Here is a 17,652-nt window from a genome sequence, read left to right as displayed (position 1 = left end):
GGCCGGGTCTGGTCCAACTTCTGGCACGGCGAATGGCACCCCTGGTTCACCATCGGCAACGCCACGTTCCCCGCGAACACCCCGATCGCAGCGCTGAGCCGCAACCCGAACATCATGGACCTGTTCGCGGTCGGGCACGACGGCGGTCTGTGGAGCACGTGGTGGGACGGGCAGTGGCACGACTGGTTCCGGATCGGCGACGCCACGCTGCCGTTGCGGACCCCGCTCGCGGCCCTCTCCCGCAACCCCGACCAGATGGACGTGTTCGGCGTCGCCGACGGTGGCATCCAGTCGACCTGGTGGCACGGCAGCTGGCAGCCCTGGTTCCGGATCCCGTTCTCTCTCATGGCGTTCAGCCGTTCCATCGAGAGCGGCGGCCTGGCGGCGCTCGGCGGCTGGGCGACCGTCGCGTTCCTCGACGACGGCTCGACCCGGTTCTACGGGCACGCCCGCAACAGCGGCATCGACTCGTACGGCGTCTCCTTGGGCATGCTGATCGGCCCCAGGGGCGGCGGCCCGGCGCTCGCCTTCCACCGGTACGCCGACGTCGGCTCGCACGAGGAGCACGACTGGGAGGAGTGGCTGCCGGTCAACCCGGCCGTCGCCGCCGCCCTCGGCAGCTATCTGGCCGGGTCGATGACGTCGCAGCTGGAGTACTCCAGCGGCCTCGCCGACGCCGTCCGAGACACCATCGCGTGGTCCACGACGATCGTCATCGGCTGGACCCCGGCCGGCCTGGCCATCGCCCCGATCATCATGCTCGGCGGCGGGCTGTACTCGTGGATCGACCAGGGCTCGATGCTGCCCGGCCTGATGGCGACCGGGTCGATGGTGTGGATGGCCGGGCCGACCGGGATGCTCGTCGCGTACCCCGTGCAGCAGTGGGTCGGCGACGCGACGACGTCCCGGGTGATGAGCAAGGAGGAGATCGCCTGGGCGAAGCACATCTTCGGCGACCGGCTGCCGACAGACCGGATCCGGATCACCAAGCTCATCGGCCACGACGACCGCGCCTTCTGCGGGCTGGTGCACAACAACACCATCACCATCAACATGGGCGAGGTCGGCTACGACGACCCGTTCTCGTTCCACGCGACCGGCCCCGGTGCGTCCCGCGAGTGGGGCGAGACGTTCGCCCACGAGCTCGTGCACGCCTGGCAACTGGAGCACTACTCGAACCCAACGGAGATCGCCCGGGTCCTCGCCGCGCAGTTGCAGGAGATCACGGGCGACCCATACGTGTACGGGGTCGGCGCGCCGTGGCACTCCTACAACCCGGAGGCCCAGGCCAACATCGTCAGCCACTGGTACCGCGACAACCTCAACCGCGGCGACGGCGGCTACGGCCTGACGTCCGACGCCGCCCTGGCCGACCTCCGTTTCCGGTATGTCCGCGACAACATCCGTACCGGCGCCACCTGACGTGTCTCAGCCGGCGGCGGTGACCGATCCCGCGGCGACCCCGCCGGCCGCACCACCCGAGAACCAGTCCCACCGAACCAACCTGACCCGCCCGGCGCGACTCGATCGCCGACGGGGGGACTCCGTCGCCCGCCCTCAACCGGCCGATGCCACCACCTGATGCTTGATCACGTTTCCGGATCTGCCGCGTTAGGCTCGCTTCGGAACGTGACGGCCGATCGGGTGTCCGACTCTTCGCAACTGCCGAATGCGCGCTATCGGCTTGCTCAGCAGCCCACCCTCGTGGGCATACCCTTGCTACGGGTCTGATCAGGTCCATTCCGCTTCGTGGCGACCAGAGCCGCGGTCGCCAAGCTGAGAGCGCCAGCAACTTGATGGCAATGAGGCTGCTCGGACTACTCGACGCCTTCACGCTTCGCCGCCAACAGCTGTCCGAAGCCGACTGGTGGACCCGGTACGGCGTGGGCCGCGATCCGCCACGAGATCCTCACCAAGTCCAGCCCGGCCGAGATCGCCAAAGCCACCGGACGCAAGACCGCCGACTGCCTGCTCGACCTCGTTGAGAAGCCATGGGAACAACCGTGACCAGCCCTGGTCTTGCCCTTGCCGTCAGCGCGCCAGATACCCGTGACCACCAGTACGTGCTACGCGCCCGCCAACTGCGCCCGGCAACACCAGCAGCGCGCGCCGATGCTGGACTTCACCACGATCCCCACCCGCTACCGGCAGGTGGCCAAGGAACTGTTCCCCGCTGCGGCCCGACGACGAGGACATGATCATCACGACGGGCCGTACATCGAGCTGAAGGAGAACCTCGGCGGGTTCTACATCATCGAGGCCCGCGACCTCGACGAGACGCTGGAGATCGCCAAGCGGTGCCCGACGGACACCGGCACCGAAGTACGGCCGATCCAAGAGTTCAACTGAGCCGACCGGCAGGAGCGTCATGACACCCGTCGAGGTCGCGGTCACGGAGGCGTACAGGCGGCACTGGGCGGGCGTCCTCGCCACCGTGGTGGGCCTCGAGGTGTGGCGGCCGTAGGCGGTCAGGTGCAGTTGGCAGAGATTGTCGACCCGGAGACCTACCCGGACGGGACCCAGACCAGCGCACAGTTGCGGACCGCGGCCGAATACGGGTCGCAGTCGGCCGCCGCGATGAAGGCGCGGGCCTGTTTTCGACCGTCCAGCGTGTTCAGTCGGCGGTGGTCACCTTCCACAGGTAGCCGTCCGGGTCGCTGAAGTAACCGAAGTACCCGCCCCACTGGGCGGCGGCCGCGGCCTTGACCACGGTGCCGCCGGCGGCCTCCGCCGCCCGCATGACCTCATCCACCGCGTCCCTCGAGTCGGTGATGTGGTGGAGCGAGACGCCGCGGAACCCGGACCCCTCCGCGCGGACGCCTGCGTCCTGCGCCGCTGCCTCCCACTCGTAGAGCGCCACCATGGACGACCCCTCACCCAGGCTGACCCGCACGAAACCGGGATAGTCCTGGTCGACCCCGCACCCGAGGCCGTCGACGTAGAACGCCTTCGCACGCTCCACGTCCTTGACACCAAGCATGATGACGTTCACCTGTAGCGACATGGCCGTCTCCCTGTCCGTACCGCCAGCCCCGTCACGCTACTTCGCTCGGTTACCCCGCCGCTTCTCGATTCCTGATCGGTTCCGAATCGAGTATCAGCCGGCCCAGGATGTTCATGCACGCCGTCCTCATCAACCCCTCACGGCTGCCGCAGTGCGTTCGTCTCAGGCGGCGAGCCGGTCAGCAGGCGTCGAGGTCGTTGCGCTGGCGGCGAGGCCGTAAACAGCCCGTGCTGGACCGCGCCCGATGGCGAGCGCTGCTCGCGATGCGCCGCTACCCGAGTGGAAGCCGGTGTTCTATCTGCTGGAGGCCGAAGGGTTCCAGTGCTGGCTGCTGAACGCGAAGCATGTCAAGAACGTCCCCGGCCGGCCGAAGACCGACAAGCTCGACGCGGTCTGGCTGGCCAAGGTGGTCGAGCGGGGTATGTGCCGGCCCAGCTTCGTGCCGCCCAAGCCGATCCGCCGGCTGCGGGACCTGACCCGTTACCGGCGCACTCTGGTCCGTGACCGCATTGTTTCAATGTCCGCAACAGGGAGTCAGCTAGCGCTATCTTTCGAAACAAGTCGTTGACATTGACGCCATGACGCGCTCTGATTTTCTTTCCAGTACAACGCGGTTGCGTCTTCCGAACCGTTCCCCGGGAAGTGGAAAGGATGAGCATGGCCTCCGTCCCCCGAGCGCTCCGGCGCGCGTTCCTGGTCCTCACCGCCCTCGCGGTCACGCTGCTCAGCTCCGCCGTCGCCGCCCGCCCGGCCCTGGCCGACCAGGCACCGTCCAACCCGAACACCGCCCCGTACGCCGCCGACTTGCTGGACTGGCTCTCCGAGCTGCCCCAGCGGATGCACACGAAGGTCGTCTCCGGCCAGTTCGTCAGCCCGAACTACGGCCGCCCCGAGTACGGCATGCCCACCGTCCAGGACGCGTGGGACTACCACGTCGAGGAGCTACACGACCTCACCGGCGAGTACGTCGGGCTGGTCGGCTTCGACCCGTCCAACCGGACCTACCAGGGCGGGACGGCGGCGGAGAACATGCCCGACTTCACCAACTTCCGCCAGCTCGCCAAGGGCTACAGCGACCAGGGCGGGATCATCCACCTGACCTGGCACGCTTCCAACCCGTTCAGCGGTGCGCACGCCTGGTCGACGATCCCATCCGGCCACACGCTCGCCGAGATCGCCACCACCGGCACCGCCGCCAACACCCAGTGGATGACCTGGCTGGACGCGATCGCCGACGGCTTGCAGTGGTTCGAGGACAACCAGGTGCCGGTCATCTGGCGGCCGTTCCACGAGCTCAACGGCGGCTGGTTCTGGTGGGGCGGCGGCAGCAACCCCGACTTCGTCACCGTGTGGCGGCACATGTACGACTACCTGACCGTCACCCGCGGGCTGGACAACCTGCTCTGGGCGTGGTCGCCCGACGTCGGCCCGGCGTTCGGCACCAAGGTGACCGCCCGCTACCCCGGCAACGGGTACGTCGACATCGTCGCGTTCGACCGGTACGGGGCCAGCTACACCAACCGCACCTACTACGACCACTTCCGCAGCGCCACGTACGGCAAGGTGCTCGGCTTCAGCGAGGTTGGGCTCGCCACCGGCACCGGCGGCAACAGCACGGCCGTGATCAACGAGATCAAGACGCACTTCCCGGACGCGGCGTTCTTTATGTTCTGGATGCGGATGAGCACAAACTTCAGCATCCGGGGCAACCCGGGGGCCGCCGACCTGATGAACGACTCGTGGACGCTCAACCTCGACGAGATCGGGGGGAGCGTGCCGCTACCGACCATTGTGGACGATGCCAGCGCCGCGTTCACGTACGGCGGCGCCTGGACGCACTCCGCCGACCCGCTCTACCACGCCGGCACCAAGTCGGTGTCGAACACGGCCGGCGCCTGGGCCGAGGCGACGTTCAGCGGCACGTCGTTCCGGCTGCACGCGCGCAAGCTCCCCTCCGGCGGCAAGTTCGACGTCTACGTCGACGGCGCGTTCGTCGCCTCGGCCGACACGTACGCGGTGGCGGACTACTCCCAGGCCGGAGTGTTCCAGCGCAGCGGTCTGGCCGCCGGCTCACACACCGTGCGGCTGGTGCTCAACGGGAAGAACGCGGCCTCGTCGGGCACCTGGGTCGGACTGGACTACCTGGCGTACCAGTAAGGGAAGCCGTTACGAGGCGGCGCCGGCGCGCGCCGCCTCGTACAGGCCTTTGAGGTAACCGATCGCGAAGAGGCGACCGAGGGTGGCGTACCCCGGGTGGTCATTGCTCTCGCCGTACATGGTCGGGGCGTGGTCGGTGCGGACCGGGCCGGAGAAGCCGATCTCCACGTAGGCGCGCATGGCGGCGTACATGTCGGTCTCTCCCTCGTCGTGGAACGTCTCCACGAAGTCCGTCGCCTCACCGCGGATGTCGCGGAAGTGCACGAACGCGATGCGGTCGGCGAAGCGGCGGATGGTGGCCGGGATGTCAGCGCCCATGGTGGCGAACGTGCCCTGGCAGAAGGTGAGCTGGTGGGCCGGGCTGTCGGAGATGGCCAGGGCGCGGGCGATGTTGTCGGGGCTGCGCATGATCCGGGCCACGCCGCGCAGGGACGGCACCGGCGGGTCGTCCGGGTGCAGCGCGAGGGTCACGCCGGCGCGTTCGGCGGCGGGCAGGATCGCGTCGAGGAAGTACCGGTAGTGCGCCCACATGTCGTCGTCGCTGATGCGGTGCGCCGCCGGGGCGGCCCGCTCGAACACGTCGAGGTTGAACCCGCTCACCGTCGCCCCGCCCCGGCCGGGCAGGTCGACGTGGGAGCGGGTCCAGCCGAAGACGGCCATGAAGTTGTAGCAGAGCACCGGGATGCCCAGCCGCCCCATCGCCTCGATCAGCGCGGTCAGTCGGGCCAGCTCGCGGTCGCGGTCGGGCAGCCCCTGCTTGACCGCCTCCATCGGCGGCACCGGCTCGATCACCGACAGGGTCAGCCCGTCCGCCGCGAGCTCGGCCCGCGCGCGTTCCAGGCCGGCGAGGTCGAGCACGCCGGCGTTGGTGTCGGCCTCAGGCAGCCGGTAGACGGCGTCGGTGACGCCGGCCTGGACGAACAGGCGACGCTCGGTCACCTGACCCGGGCGCAGGTACTCGGCGAACCGCATCAGAGCCGCCCATACCGCTGGTACACGGTGACCGGGTCCTCGCCGGAGGAGAACTCGCGCCGGGCGTCGTTCTCCTGCCGGATCAGGTCCTCGGTCTTCTCCAGGACGGTGACGACCAGCTCGCGCGGGACGATCACCACGCCGTCCAGGTCGCCGAAGACGAAGTCGCCCGGGCTGACCGGCACGATCGACGACAGTGCGCCGCGCAGCCCGACCGGGCCGCCCCACTCCAGGTAGCTCCACCGGCGAAACGCCTCGACCGGCGTCTGGTAACGGCAGAAGACCGGGAAGCCGGTGCGGATGAGGTACCCGGTGTCCCGGCAGCCGCCGTCGACCACCGCGCCGACGACCCCGCTGGCCCGGCCGACGACCGCGTTCATCTCGCCGTAGTGGGCGACCTGGGTGTCGAAGCTACAGTCCCGCACGTCAACCAGGGGTACGCCGGTGGCCCGCATGTCGTTGAACATGTGGATCCGCCGGGACCGCAGCTCCTCCTTGCCGACGTTGTCCGGCACCCCTTTGAGCGGGAACGCGGGGCCGGCGATCACCATGTCCTGGGCGACCGGCTTGAGGTCGGTCGCCAGGGCCTGGTGGGGCAGGCCGAACCCGTCGAGCACGTCGTAGACGGCGCCCGAGTACAGCTGGCGGTACCGCTCGATCAGCTCCTCGACGGGCAGCGGGTAGCGGTAGGGGTTAGCCATCGTGCGGTTCCTCCGTGTGCTTGTGCGTGACGGGTTCCAGGGGGAAATGGCAGGCGATCGTCCCGCTGGGCGGGAGCGGCAGCGGGTCCGGCGGTTCGGTCTCGCACCGCGGCTGGAGCCGTGGGCAGCGGGTGTGGAAGCGGCAGCCCGCCGGCGGCCTCGCCGGCGAGGGGATCTGGCCGGCGAGGATGATCCGCTCCCGGCTCCGCTCGACGTCGGGGTCGGCCACCGGTACGGCCGACAGCAGCGCCTCGGTGTACGGGTGGCGCGGGCTCGTGTACAGCTCCTCGACCCCGTTGTGCTCGACGATCCGGCCGAGGTACATGACCGCCACCGTGTCGGCGACCTGCCGGACGATCCCGAGGTCGTGGGAGACGAACAGGTACGCCAGCCCCGACTCCGCCTGTACCTCGCGGAGCAGGGCGACGATCTGCGCCTGTACGGAGACGTCGAGAGCGCTGACCGCCTCGTCGCAGACGACGAGGCGAGGATTCGGGGCGAGCGCGCGGGCGATCGCGATCCGCTGGCGTTGGCCGCCGGAGAACTCGTGCGGGTACCGGCGGGCGTCGCTCGCCCGCAGCCCGACGCGCTCCAGCACCTCGCTGACCCTGCGCCGGCGGGCCGCGGCGTCGCCGAGATGGAACGCGCGCAGCGGCTCCTCGATGCTGCGCCCGACCGACATGCGCGGGTCCAGGCTCGCGTACGGGTCCTGGAATACCACCTGCACGCTGCGGCGGAACTCGGCGATCCCGACGCCGGCGCCGACCGGGCGGCCGTCGAGCAGGACCGTGCCGCGGCTGTGGCGTTCCAACTGGAGCAGGGCGCGGGCGAGGCTGGACTTGCCGCAGCCGGACTCGCCGACCAGCGCGGTGGTACGGCCGGCGTCGAGGCGCAGCGACACGCCGTCGACCGCGCGGACCACCGAGCGCTCGCGCCGCCCCAGGCCGGCCCGGACCGGGTAGTGCACGGTCAGGTCCTCGCAGCGCAGCAGCTCGCTCATCGGGCCGCTACCTGGCGGTGGACGAGCCGGCGGGCCCGTACGTCGTCGATGTCGAGCAGGCAGGCGCGTAGGTGCCCGCGGTCCGGGGCGGTCAGCGCCGGCGACTCGGTACGGCAGCGGGCTTCGGCGAGCCGGCAGCGCGGCGCGAAGCGGCAGCCGGCGCCCCAGTCGCCGAGGCGCGGCGGCGCACCGGGGATCGGGGTCAGGGCGCCCCGGTCGGCGACGCTGCGCGGGCGGGAGTTGAGCAGCCCGTCGGTGTACGGCATCAGCGGGTCGTAGAACACGTCGCGGCTGGCGGCGGCCTCGACGATCCGGCCGGCGTACATCACCAGCACCCGGTCGGCCATCTGCGCCACCACGCCTAGGTCGTGGGTGACCAGCAGGAGCGCCAGCTCGTACTTGGCGCTCAGCTCGCGCAGCAGCTCCAGGATGCGGGCCTGGGTGGTGACGTCGAGGGCCGTGGTGGGTTCGTCAGCGATGAGCAGGCGGGGCCGGCAGGCCAGCGCCATCGCGATGAGCACCCGCTGTCGCATACCGCCGGAGAGCTGGTGCGGGTACTGGTCGAGCCGCCGCTCCGGCTCGGCGATCGCCACGTCGGTCAGCACTTCCAGCGCGCGGCGGCGGGCGTCGGCGCGGCTCACGTCCTGGTGCGCGCGGATCGCCTCGACGATCTGGTCGCCGATGCGGTGGGCGGGGTTGAGGCTCGTCGTCGGGTCCTGGAAGACCATCGCCACCGTGCCGCCCCGGGTCGCGCGCAGTTGCCGCGCCGGCATCCGCAGCGTGTCCACGCCGGCCACCCGGATGGCGCCGCGCGGATAGGCGAACGCCGGCTCCGGGTTGAGCCGCAGCACGGACATCGCGGTGACGCTCTTGCCGCTGCCCGACTCACCGACTAGGCACACCGTCTCCCCGGCGTCCACCCGGAGGCTGACGCCGTCGATCACGGGGACCGGGCCGTCCTCGGTGGTGACGGTGACGTGCAGGTCGTCGACTTCCAGCAGGGCCATCCGGACAAACTCCTCGGTTCGTTCAAGGGGCCGGGGCGCCGGCCGGAAGGAGGACCGGCCGGCGCCCGCGTACCAGGTCAGCTCGTGAGCCAGGCGCGGGTGAGGTTCCAGGCACCCGACTGGTCGCCGGTAACCCCGTGCAGCCGGGCGCTCGCCCCGGCCGGGTCGGTGTTCCAGTAGAAGAAGACGTAGTACGCCTTCTCCAGCAGGATCTGCTGGGCGCGGGCGAAGTCGGCCCGCCGCTTGGTCGGGTCGGCGCCGGCGTTGGCCGCGCCCACCGCGGCGAACAGGTCGGGATCGTTCACCCCTGCCCAGTTCTGCGCCGACTCCGCCAGGAAGCTGCCGTTGAACGCCAGCGACGGGTCGAGCCGCGGTACGCCGATCTGAAGCGTGGCGAGGTCGAAGTCGTGGGCGAGCACCGAGTTGATCCACTTCTCGCGCTCGTAGGTCTGGATGTTCACCGTCACGCCGACCTCCTTGAGCTGGGCCTGTACCAGCTGGGCGATCGTGTTGTCCGGCTCCCGGTTGATCACGCTGACGGTGACGGTGAGGTTGCTCCGGCCGGCGTCGGCCAGCAGCGAGCGGGCCTTCGCCGCGTCGGTCGCGGTCGGCTTGACCGCGTCGTCGTGGCAGATCTCGGTCTTGGTGCAGAGCGTCGCCGGGACGGTGCCCTGCCCGTTGGTGATCGCCGAGGAGATCGCATTCCGGTCGATCGCGTACGCGACGGCCTGGCGTACGCGCACGTCGTCGAAGGGCGGCCGGGTGGTGTTGAACGCCATCCACTTCTCCACGCCGCGCCCCTCGATGAGCTGGTACCCGTCGTCCGACGCGAGCGCCGCCGCCTGGCGGATCGGTACGGTGTCGATCAGCTGTACCCCGCCGGTCTTGAGGTCGGTCATCTTGACGTTCGCGTCCGGGATGACCCGGAACGTGATCGCGTCGAAGTACGGCAGCTGGCCGCCGTCGTCGGTCTTCTCCCAGTACGCGGGGTTGCGCTTGGCCTTGATGTCCGCGCCGTTGAGGAATCCGTCGAAGACGAACGGCCCAGTGCCGACCGGGTCGCGCTGAAGCGCGTCGGCGCCCTTGGCGGACGCGGTCGGGGAGACCATCATGCCCGCCTCGCCGGCGAGCCCGGCCAGGAAGGCGGCGGTGGGTTGCTTCAGCGTGACGGTGACCGTCTGGGGGTCGGTGGCGGTGACGGTGTCGATCGCCGCGAGGTCGACCGCGCGGGGCGAGTTGTTCGCCGGGTCGGTGACCCGCTCCAGGTTGAAGACGACCGCGTCCGCGTCGAATGGCGTGCCGTCGCTGAACGTCACCCCCTGCCGCAGCGTGAACGTGTACGTGCGGCCGTCGGGGGAGACGGTGTGCCGACTGGCCAGCACGTCGGCGACCTTGCCGCCCGGCTCGATCCGTACCAGCGTCTGGTAGAAGGCGTTGAAAACATTGCGGTCGAGGTCGGGCGCGTTTCCGAAGAGCGGGTCGAGGCTCTTCGGCGCGACCTGCAGCCCGACGGTGAGCGTGCCGCCGCGCACCGGCGCGCCGCCGCCGGCGTCCCCGCCGCTGTCCGATGTGGACGAGCAGGCGCCGGCAAGCATGACGAAGGCCGTCAGGCCGAGCGCGAGCGCGCGCCGGCCGCGGCGAAACGGACGGTTCATATCGTCTCCTATGGACGGACGGATGGAGCGGAGGACTCCGCGACAGGCGCGGCGCCGGGGCGTGCGGACGGGGAAAACAGCCGGCCCCACCTGAGCCGCCGCCGGACGACGGCACCGATGCGTACGTTGAGAGCGTCGTTGAGCCCGTCCCCCACGGCGTTGAGGCTGAACACCGCCAGGAAGATGGCCAGGCCGGGGAAGAAGCTGGGCCACCAGGCTTCGGTGATGTACTGCGAGCCGGTGGCGACCATCCCGCCCCAGGTCGGGGTCGGCGGCTGGGCGCCCAGGCCCAGGTACGACAGGGCGGACTCGGTGATGATGCCGACCGAGGCGCGCAGCGAGCCGTACACCAGCATGGTGCCGGCGATGCTGCGGGACACGTGGTTGACCAGGATGCTGAACGTCGAGCTGCCCGCCGCCCGGGCCGCCTCGATGAACTCCCGGTGCCGCAGCGCCAGCACCTCGCCGCGGGCCAGGCGGGCGAAACCGGGGATGTTGACCACGGCGATGGCGATCGCCGCGTTGCGGATGTTCGGCCCGAGGGCGGCCACGATGGCCAGCGCCAGCACCAAAATCGGGAACGCCAGCAGCGCGTCGGCGATCCGCATGACGAGCGCGTCGAACCAGCCGCCGAGGTATCCACTGAGGACACCGACAGCCGCGCCGACCAACAGGGCGACGGCCAGGGCGGCGCCGACGACGAGCAGCGAGACGCGGGCGCCGTACAGGGAGCGGCTGAGGATGTCGCGGCCGAGCTCGTCGGTGCCGAACAGGTGCGCACCGCTCGGCGGCTTGAGCACCTGGCCGACGTCGACCGCGTCCGGGCTGTACGGCGCGATCAGCGGGGCGAAGACGGCGACCACGACCAGCAGCGCGAGCACCACGGCCCCGGCGACCGCGAGCGGTGCGCTGCCGAACCGGCGCCCGATCAGCCGCAGATAGCTGTCCGCCCCGGTGGACCCGCGGCCGCTCACAGCGCCTCCAGGTTCGCTTGCTCGTGCGGCGCTGAAGGCGACGTCTTCCTCCGCCGGCCCGGAAATCCACCCCACGAAAACGCTCCGCTGCGCTCCACGTTTACGCGGGGGCCCCGGACCCCGACTTCGTCGGCGGGCCGGCTCCGTCCAGACGCCGCCGCGCCAACTCGCGCGCTCACAGCTGCACCCGCGGATCGAGGGCGGCGTAGAGCACGTCGGTCACCACGTTCACCGCCAGGACAGCGAGCACGATGACCAGGACGGCGCCCTGGATCACCGGGTAGTCCCGGGAGAAGATGCCGTTGACCAGCATTCGGCCCAGCCCCGGCAGGCCGAACACGGTCTCGGTGATGACGGCGCCGCCGAGCAGCGCGCCCGCCTGTAGGCCCACGACGGTGACGACCGGCATCAGGGCGTTGCGCAGGCCATGGCGCACCACCACCCGGCCGCGGCTCAGCCCCTTGGCTGTCGCGGTACGCATGTAATCCTCCGACATCACGTTGAGCAGCGCGGCTCGGGTCTGCCGCAGTACCAGGGCGAGCAGGCCGACCGCGACAGTGAGCGTGGGCAGCACCATGTGGGTCAGGTTGTCGACCGGGTCGGTCGTAAACGCCGTGTAGCCGCTGGCTGGGAACCAGGGCAGCCCCAGTGACAGGCCGAGAACCAGCAGCAAGCCGAGCCAGAACCAGGGCATCGAGACGCCGACCAGGGCGAGCCCGCTGACCGCGGTGTCGATCCAGCCGGCACGGCGGGTCGCGGTCAGCGCACCGGCCGGGAGCCCGATCAGCAGGGCGACGAGGATGGCGAGCAGGGCCAGCTCCGCGGTCACCGGCACCGCGATGGCCAGCATCTCCCGCACGCTCTGCCCGCTGGTCAGCGACGTGCCCAGGTCGCCGCGGAGGAGCCGGCCGCACCAGCTGACGTACCGGACGAAGACGTTGTCGTCGAGGCCGAGCTGCTCGCGGATCCGGTCGACCTGCTCCTGCGAGGCGCCCTCCCCCGCCACCGAACGGGCGGCGTCGCCGGGGAGCAGGCTCGTCACGGCGAACACGACGAAGCTCATGATCACGACGACCGGCACGGTCTGGAGGAGGCGGCGACCCACGAACCTCAGCACGGCGGCCACCCCGTGCCCTGCTGCCGATCCATCGTGTCCCCTCCCGCGAAGCGTGCTGTTGTGTTTAACGCAACGCTGTTGTGCAGGTTACAGAGAACATCGCAGGTGATCGGGCTGTCAAGCCCTTGTTGCGATCTTGTAACGCGGGGACGCCGAGCACGGCTCCGCCGCCCCTACGGGCGGGTGCCGCAGGGTCGTGTGTGACGCGCGGGTCAGGCCGCGCCGAGCTCCGCCGATATCGCCGCCGCCGCCTCGCGCACGAGATCGCCCGCCCAGCTCAGGTCGCCGTTCATCCGGTACGCCGGGCCGGAGACGCTCACCGCGCCGACCGGGCGGCCGCTGGCTTCGGTGATGGCCGCGCCGACGCGGCTCACCTCGTCTTGCCGGCTGACCGTGGCCCAGCCGCGCGCGACAGCGAACTCGACCGCCTCGGCGAGCCTGTCCAGGTCGTACACCAGGTGGTCGTGGCTGGCGTCGAGGCGGCTCTCGGCCAGGACCTGAGCGCGCGACGACTCGGGGAACGCCGCGAGGATGGCCCGCCCCATGGCGGTGACGTGCAGCGGCAGCACGTTGCCGACGGCCGAGCGCACCCGGACGGCCCGGTCGGGCTCCAGGTGGTCGATGTAGACCACGGTCGCACCGTCGAGCACCGCCAGGTGGACGGTCTCCCGGCTCCGCTCGCGGAGCCGCTCCAGGTGCGGACGCGCCGCGGAGCGCAGGTCGAGCCGGCCGATGAAGCCCTGCGAGAGGTTGAGCAGCTTGCCAGTGAGGACGTACCGCCGGTCGCCGGTGCGCTGCCGCACGTAGCCCCGGTCGCGGAGCGCGGCGACCAGCCGCCAGGCGGTGCCCTTGTCAAGGCCGCTGCCGCTGGCCAGCTCGGTGATGCTGACGCCGTCCGGCTCGCCGGCGATCAGCTCAAGCAGCGTCAGTCCGCGCGCAAGGGTCCGCACCGGGCTCGCGCCGGTCTCGGGCTCGACCTCGCTGTCGCGTACCGCCATGGATGACCGCCAATCGTCAGAGTGGATGTGCTAGTTGCACTCTACACAACCATCGCTTGTCCTGTGATACGCGATGGACTTATGCTGCGGCGGTCGGCTCCAGAATCGACGAAAGGCGCACCGGATGCCATACCCGTTCGCGGGCTCGCTGGCCGGCAAGGTCATTGTCGTCACCGGCGCGGCGAGCGGCATCGGCGCCGCGGTCGCCGCCGCCGGCGCCGAAAGCGGCGCCTGGGTAATCGGCGTGGACACCCGCGCCCACCCGCTCGTGAGCGTCGTCGGCGACATCACCGACCGCGACACCGTCGACCAGCTGACCAGCCACGTCGAGGGCGGTCCCGGCCGGGTCGACTGCTTCGTCAGCAACGCGGGCATCGACCCGCGGGCCGCCCTCGGCGACCTCGACCATGCACTGTGGAGCCGAGTCATGGACGTCAACGTCTGGGCCGGCGTCGAGATCCTACGGGCGCTGCTGCCGCACCTCGGCCCCGGAGCGTCCGTCGTCACCGTCTCCTCGATCCGGGCCCGGCTGGGCTTCACCGGCGACGCCGCGTACCACGCGTCCAAGGGGGCGATCGAGTCGCTCACCCGAGCCCTCGCCGTCGAACTCGCCCCGCGCGAGATACGCGTCAACGCCGTCGCGCCCGGCGCCATCCGCACCAGCATGAACGCGACCAGCCTCGACAAGCCCGAGATCGCCGGCCAACTCGCCGACCGCATCCCGCAGCGCCGCGTGGGGCGGCCAGAGGAGGTGGCCGCCGCGATCCTCTTCCTGGCAAGCGACGCTGCCAGCTACATCACCGGGACCGTCCTCCCCGTCGACGGTGGGTACCTCATCCAGGGGTGACCGGACCCACCTCGCGGTGATTGCGACCTGAAGACCAGATCAGGGTGCGGTGGCCGGTGGCCGGCCCCGCGGCCCCGCCGGTCGCCGGGCGCGTAGCCGCTGTCTGGCTCGCCGTGTGGGAAGCGCCCGGGCCGGGCCGCACCGGAATCGGCTCGCCGTGGCGGGGCGAGTCGTCGAAGCGGGCACCGGTTCGCCGTGGCGGGGCGCTGGTGCCGTCGGCGGGTCCAACGACCCGCGCAGCGCGCGAGCACGGACTCGCGGACCAGCACCCGGGTCGCCGCCGCGAGCGGTAGTAGCAACCACCAAGAGCGCACCCGCCGCTGCACCAGCATTGCGAACAGGCCCAGCGGCACGATCGCCCCGAGCAGGGGCAGCACCGCGAGATCCTGGGTCCTCGCGGAACCGTTGCTCGGGGTGCCAGTCAGTCACCCGGCCACCGTACCGCCGTCGACACGGCACTCCGCCCCACGAATCGATGACGGCTTTGGTTCTGCTCAACATGCATGTCCGGCACTGGGGTGCTGCTGTGAGGGCACGCAGGTGGATCGCTGTGTGGCAACGCTGGCGGCGCCCGGGGCGTCTTGGCCGCGGTGGTGTCCGGCAGGATGTCGTGGTGACCTCATCGCCTCCGGTTGCCGGTATCAAGCGTCCGAGTCCGGGTGCGGTGTTGGAGGCGGTGTTGGAGCGGATCACCTATGCGAATGAGGAGACCGGTTACACGATCGCCCGGGTCGCCACCGACCGTTCTGGCGCGGATCTGCTGACGGTGGTGGGGCCGCTGCTGGGGGCGCAGCCGGGTGAGAGCCTGCGGCTGACTGGCCGGTGGGGCTCGCATCCCCAGTACGGTCGCCAGTTCGAGGTGTTCTCGTATACGACGGTGTTGCCGGCCACCATCCAGGGCATCCAGCGGTACCTGGGTTCGGGGCTGATCAAGGGGATCGGGCCGAAGATGGCCGAGCGGATCGTGACGCATTTCGGCGTCGACACCCTGCGGGTCATCGAGCAGGAGCCGACCCGGCTGATCGAGGTACACGGACTGGGTAAGAAACGCACGCAGATGATCGCTGCCGCGTGGGAGGAACAGAAAGCGATCAAGGAGGTGATGGTCTTCCTGCAGGGCGTCGGGGTGTCCACCTCCCTGGCAGTGCGGATCTACAAGAAGTACGTCGACGCGTCGATATCGGTGGTGCGTAACGAGCCGTACCGGCTGGCGGCCGACGTGTGGGGCATCGGTTTCAAGACCGCCGACACCATCGCCCAGGCGGTCGGGATACCACACGACAGCCCGCAACGGGTCCAGGCCGGCATCCAGTACACCCTGTCCGAAGCGGCCGACAACGGACACTGCTACCTGCCCGAACCGAACCTGATCGCCGACGCCGCACAGATCCTGCAAGTGCCCACAGACCTGGTACGTACCTGCCTGGACGAGCTGGCCGCGGCCGAGGGCGTGGTCCGCGAGCCGGTCCCGAACCCCAGCAGCGAAGCCGGCACGATCCCGGCGGTCTACCTGGTGCCGTTCCACCGCGCCGAGACCGCCTTGGCCGGCAACCTGCTGCGGCTGCTCAACGCCAAGACCGACCGGATGGCGGCCTTCGACGGCGTGGACTGGGGCAAGGCCCTGGCTTGGCTGCGTACCCGCACCAGGACGGAGTTGGCCGACGAGCAGCAGCAGGCGGTGCGGCTGGCACTCACGTCCAAGGTCGCGGTGTTGACCGGTGGGCCCGGCTGCGGCAAGTCCTTCACCGTCAAGTCCATCATCACCCTCGCGGCAGCCAAGAAAGCGAAGATCGTGCTCGCGGCGCCCACCGGTCGGGCCGCCAAACGGTTGACCGAGTTGACCGGGCACCCCGCCGTCACCGTGCACCGCCTGCTGCAGCTACGCCCCGGCGGCGATGCGGCCTTCGACCGGGACAATCCGATCGACGCCGACCTGATCGTGATCGATGAATCCAGCATGCTCGACCTGATCCTGGCCAACAAGCTGGTCAAGGCGATCCCGCCTGGTGCGCACCTGCTGCTGGTCGGCGACGTGGACCAACTGCCGTCGGTCGGTGCCGGGGAGGTGCTACGCGACGTGCTCGCCGCCGCGACCATTCCCCGGGTACGGCTCACGCACATATTCCGGCAGGCTCAACAATCCGGCGTGGTCGTCAACGCCCACCGCATCAACGCCGGACAGCCACCGGTATTCGGCCAGCACCCGGACTTCTTCTTGTTCCCGGCCGACGAACCGCAGGCCGCCGCGGAATTGGTCGTGGATGTCGTCGCCCACCGGATACCGGGCCGGTTCGGCATCAAACCCCGCGACATCCAGGTCCTGACCCCGATGCACCGCGGCCCGGCCGGTGCCGGCAACCTCAACACCATGCTGCAGCAGGCCCTCGCCCCGTACCGGGACGGGGCACCGGAACGCCGCCACGGCGCCCGGGTATTCCGGGTCGGCGACAAAGTCATCCAAATCCGCAACAACTACGACAAGGGCGCCAACGGTGTGTTCAACGGCACCGTCGGAATCGTCACCGCTCTGTCCACCGTGGACCGGCAGCTGACCGTACGGACCGACGAAGACGAGGACCTCGACTACGACTTCGACGAACTCGACGAACTCCAACACGCATACGCCATCACCGTGCACCGCTCCCAGGGCAGCGAATACCCAGCCGTCGTCATCCCGATCACCATGAACTCCTACACAATGCTGCAACGCAACCTGATCTACACCGCCGTCACCCGAGCCAAACGCCTCGTCGTACTCGTCGGCAGCCGCAAAGCCCTAGCCATCGCAGTACGCACCGCCAGCGCTGGACGCCGCCACACAGCCCTCACCCACCGCCTCCACGATCGCGTTACCACCAGAGGTTCGTGACCCGGCGGCGATAGCGTTAGCCCGGGAAACATGTTGGTCAGGCGGGGCTTCAGATCGGCCATCCGGCGGTTTTGGAAACGCAGCTGCCAACGGACCTCTGGTGCTCCGAGTGGGCGACAGTAGGCCGCCGGGCCCGCGGACACGGTTTTCGGATGTCCGATCGTGGTTGTGGGGCGTCCGGATCACTCCCCGAACCGCCTGACCCTGGCCACGAAGGCCGGCTCGAATCACGAGCTGTTGCGGAAGCTTCTCGACGCCACGCCGTGTTCACCGACTCCCCGTACACCCTGGCCCAGGTCGAAGCCCACCACCGCGGCCACGCCGTCATCGAACAGGTCAACGCCGTACGCC

General features: G+C 70.1%; 14 protein-coding genes and 1 pseudogene. 6 read left to right on the top strand and 9 right to left on the bottom strand.

The window, feature by feature from the left end; genetic code table 11:
• Both ACFFIA_RS32505 and ACFFIA_RS32500 read left to right on the top strand, forming a co-directional pair.
• Positions 1–1,422: pseudogene (locus ACFFIA_RS32505) on the top strand (hypothetical protein); the annotation flags it as partial.
• A 627-nt stretch (positions 1,423–2,049) separates the two neighbouring features.
• Positions 2,050–2,349: a YciI family protein gene (locus ACFFIA_RS32500; protein ID WP_377258324.1), complete on the top strand. Its 300-nt coding sequence runs from the start codon at positions 2,050–2,052 to the stop codon at positions 2,347–2,349.
• 265 nt (positions 2,350–2,614) lie between these two features.
• Here ACFFIA_RS32500 and ACFFIA_RS32495 read toward each other — a convergent pair whose 3' ends face one another.
• Positions 2,615–3,004 (bottom strand): VOC family protein, encoded by a 390-nt coding sequence (locus ACFFIA_RS32495; RefSeq protein ID WP_377258321.1) that lies wholly within the window; start codon positions 3,002–3,004, stop codon positions 2,615–2,617.
• 244 nt (positions 3,005–3,248) lie between these two features.
• Between ACFFIA_RS32495 and ACFFIA_RS32490 the strand changes: the two genes are divergently transcribed.
• Both ACFFIA_RS32490 and ACFFIA_RS32485 read left to right on the top strand, forming a co-directional pair.
• Entirely contained in the window at positions 3,249–3,572 is a 324-nt protein-coding gene (locus ACFFIA_RS32490; RefSeq protein WP_377258318.1) for an IS110 family transposase, read from the top strand.
• A gap of 89 nt (positions 3,573–3,661) precedes the next feature.
• On the top strand, positions 3,662–5,161 hold the full coding sequence (locus ACFFIA_RS32485) for a glycosyl hydrolase (protein WP_377258315.1): 1,500 nt from the start codon (positions 3,662–3,664) through the stop codon (positions 5,159–5,161).
• Between the two features lie 9 nt (positions 5,162–5,170).
• Here the strand turns inward: ACFFIA_RS32485 and ACFFIA_RS32480 are convergent, their stop codons facing one another.
• The 8 genes from ACFFIA_RS32480 to ACFFIA_RS32445 form a co-directional block, all read right to left on the bottom strand.
• Positions 5,171–6,133 carry a mannonate dehydratase gene (locus ACFFIA_RS32480; RefSeq protein WP_377258312.1) on the bottom strand — a complete coding sequence of 321 codons (963 nt, stop codon included), beginning with the start codon at positions 6,131–6,133 and terminating at the stop codon, positions 5,171–5,173.
• A complete protein-coding gene (locus ACFFIA_RS32475; RefSeq protein ID WP_377258309.1) occupies positions 6,133–6,834 on the bottom strand; it encodes an RraA family protein in 702 nt (233 codons plus the stop codon). The genes ACFFIA_RS32480 and ACFFIA_RS32475 overlap by 1 nt, the downstream gene beginning before the upstream one ends.
• Positions 6,827–7,834 carry an ABC transporter ATP-binding protein gene (locus tag ACFFIA_RS32470; RefSeq protein ID WP_377258306.1) on the bottom strand — a complete coding sequence of 336 codons (1,008 nt, stop codon included), beginning with the start codon at positions 7,832–7,834 and terminating at the stop codon, positions 6,827–6,829. The genes ACFFIA_RS32475 and ACFFIA_RS32470 overlap by 8 nt, the downstream gene beginning before the upstream one ends.
• On the bottom strand, positions 7,831–8,841 hold the full coding sequence (locus ACFFIA_RS32465; protein WP_377258303.1) for an ABC transporter ATP-binding protein: 1,011 nt from the start codon (positions 8,839–8,841) through the stop codon (positions 7,831–7,833). Before ACFFIA_RS32465 ends, ACFFIA_RS32470 begins: the two co-directional genes overlap by 4 nt.
• Before the next feature lie 77 nt (positions 8,842–8,918).
• A complete protein-coding gene (locus tag ACFFIA_RS32460; protein ID WP_377258300.1) occupies positions 8,919–10,496 on the bottom strand; it encodes an ABC transporter substrate-binding protein in 1,578 nt (525 codons plus the stop codon).
• Between the two features lie 8 nt (positions 10,497–10,504).
• Entirely contained in the window at positions 10,505–11,470 is a 966-nt protein-coding gene (locus ACFFIA_RS32455) for an ABC transporter permease (RefSeq protein WP_377258297.1), read from the bottom strand.
• A gap of 175 nt (positions 11,471–11,645) precedes the next feature.
• Positions 11,646–12,587 (bottom strand): ABC transporter permease, encoded by a 942-nt coding sequence (locus tag ACFFIA_RS32450; RefSeq protein WP_308717345.1) that lies wholly within the window; start codon positions 12,585–12,587, stop codon positions 11,646–11,648.
• 212 nt (positions 12,588–12,799) lie between these two features.
• On the bottom strand, positions 12,800–13,585 hold the full coding sequence (locus ACFFIA_RS32445) for an IclR family transcriptional regulator (RefSeq protein WP_377258293.1): 786 nt from the start codon (positions 13,583–13,585) through the stop codon (positions 12,800–12,802).
• 124 nt (positions 13,586–13,709) lie between these two features.
• Between ACFFIA_RS32445 and ACFFIA_RS32440 the strand changes: the two genes are divergently transcribed.
• Positions 13,710–14,432 (top strand): SDR family NAD(P)-dependent oxidoreductase, encoded by a 723-nt coding sequence (locus ACFFIA_RS32440; protein ID WP_377258290.1) that lies wholly within the window; start codon positions 13,710–13,712, stop codon positions 14,430–14,432.
• A 640-nt stretch (positions 14,433–15,072) separates the two neighbouring features.
• Entirely contained in the window at positions 15,073–17,301 is a 2,229-nt protein-coding gene (recD2, locus tag ACFFIA_RS32435) for an SF1B family DNA helicase RecD2 (RefSeq protein WP_377258339.1), read from the top strand.
• The last annotated feature ends 351 nt before the right edge of the window (positions 17,302–17,652 follow it).

This window comes from Phytohabitans kaempferiae (assembly GCF_042433955.1).
Classification (GTDB): domain Bacteria; phylum Actinomycetota; class Actinomycetes; order Mycobacteriales; family Micromonosporaceae; genus Phytohabitans; species Phytohabitans kaempferiae.
Note: the sequence above shows the minus strand (reverse complement) of the source record. Positions and strands in the feature narration are given on the sequence as shown.

What these genes read in the sequence shown, in the direction of transcription:
- ACFFIA_RS32495 (WP_377258321.1), bottom strand. Translation starts at nt 3,004, where the DNA reads ATGTCGCTACAGGTGAACGTCATCATGCTTGGTGTCAAGGACGTGGAG.
- ACFFIA_RS32490 (WP_377258318.1), top strand. Translation starts at nt 3,249, where the DNA reads ATGGCGAGCGCTGCTCGCGATGCGCCGCTACCCGAGTGGAAGCCGGTG.
- ACFFIA_RS32485 (WP_377258315.1), top strand. Translation starts at nt 3,662, where the DNA reads ATGGCCTCCGTCCCCCGAGCGCTCCGGCGCGCGTTCCTGGTCCTCACC.
- ACFFIA_RS32480 (WP_377258312.1), bottom strand. Translation starts at nt 6,133, where the DNA reads ATGCGGTTCGCCGAGTACCTGCGCCCGGGTCAGGTGACCGAGCGTCGC.
- ACFFIA_RS32475 (WP_377258309.1), bottom strand. Translation starts at nt 6,834, where the DNA reads ATGGCTAACCCCTACCGCTACCCGCTGCCCGTCGAGGAGCTGATCGAG.
- ACFFIA_RS32470 (WP_377258306.1), bottom strand. Translation starts at nt 7,834, where the DNA reads ATGAGCGAGCTGCTGCGCTGCGAGGACCTGACCGTGCACTACCCGGTC.
- ACFFIA_RS32465 (WP_377258303.1), bottom strand. Translation starts at nt 8,841, where the DNA reads ATGGCCCTGCTGGAAGTCGACGACCTGCACGTCACCGTCACCACCGAG.
- ACFFIA_RS32460 (WP_377258300.1), bottom strand. Translation starts at nt 10,496, where the DNA reads ATGAACCGTCCGTTTCGCCGCGGCCGGCGCGCGCTCGCGCTCGGCCTG.
- ACFFIA_RS32445 (WP_377258293.1), bottom strand. Translation starts at nt 13,585, where the DNA reads ATGGCGGTACGCGACAGCGAGGTCGAGCCCGAGACCGGCGCGAGCCCG.
- ACFFIA_RS32440 (WP_377258290.1), top strand. Translation starts at nt 13,710, where the DNA reads ATGCCATACCCGTTCGCGGGCTCGCTGGCCGGCAAGGTCATTGTCGTC.